Below are 1,095 nucleotides of genomic sequence, written 5' to 3' on the forward strand. Positions count from 1 at the left end.
AATCTACTTTGCTGTAATTGTGATAGTTTGGATCTTCTTGTTTTTATTTTACATTCTTTTCAATAAGAAAAAGGTTTAGTAAAAATAACAATGGCAAAATCAACTTAAATTTTCAATTGATTTTGCCATTGTCATTGCAATTAGATTTTTGCTAAACTCTATGATAATCTGCTTTCCAGTGTACGATTGCTTTTTTGATTGCATTTCCAGTTAAGTTATTTTTTAAAACGTCTTCAACAAGCGGAACTAATTCGTTGTCTGGCGCAAAACGCAATGCAAATATTTGATCATCTGTAAGCTTGTATTCAAATTCTTCAAATCTTTTCCCTGTAAGAGTAAAGTATCGGTAACGCATTTCTAAACGTACAATTCTGTTTTGAAGCGTTAGCGCATAATGCTGGCGCAGCATGTAGGCTACTGCAAAAAGAAATACGAAAGCTACGCTGATAAAACCCCATATTAAATGATCTTCTGTTGTGATAGCCAAATAAACGCTAGCAACTAAAAATAAAATTAAAACAGGATAATATATAAAATGGTGCGGAGTATAAAATCGTATATGATTGTAATATGTCTGGATTTTCATGTTTTTATGTTTAAATGGCAGCCTATAAAAACAAAGCTACTCTATATTTCTATAGAGTAGCTTTTTCCCAAAAATAAACTAACATAACCAATGTTCTCTTTATAGACTAAACTTTTTACAGTTTGCTTTGTAAATTTTAATAAGAAGAAAGCCTTTCCATTTCGTTTTTCAAATCTTCAATATGGCTTATTTTTCTTTGATGTAAAATTAGATCGAGAGCGGTTAAATTTTGTTATACTTTAAAAGGAAAAAGTTACATGATTCCAATATTCGTATTTAAATTGTATAAAAAAGAGTCTTTATAATAAGGTTTCAATGACACTCCATTCCTTTAATTTATCTTGAAAAGTCTTGCCAGCATTGGCAGGACTTGTTGATGGAAGTGTAAACGTTTTATATTCCTTTGTTAAGTGAACATATTTTTTAAAAAATGCCGCCGCCTTTTGTCCGTTAAAAAGAATACTGTCTATTTTAGAGTGAGTTGCTAAAAAATGTTCGAAATCATTTGC

1 protein-coding gene and 1 pseudogene are annotated in these 1,095 nt (G+C 30.0%); both read right to left on the bottom strand.

What is annotated here, in order from left to right; translation table 11 throughout:
• Window positions 1-151 precede the first annotated feature (151 nt).
• Entirely contained in the window at window positions 152-586 is a 435-nt protein-coding gene (locus B3J44_RS16845; protein ID WP_278021100.1) for a DUF6526 family protein, read from the bottom strand.
• Between the two features lie 299 nt (window positions 587-885).
• Window positions 886-1,095, bottom strand: a pseudogene (locus B3J44_RS16850) (DNA-deoxyinosine glycosylase); the annotation flags it as partial.

Source organism: Flavobacterium sp. UBA4854 (assembly GCF_002399805.1).
GTDB classification, from domain to species: Bacteria; Bacteroidota; Bacteroidia; order Flavobacteriales; family Flavobacteriaceae; genus Flavobacterium; species Flavobacterium ginsengisoli.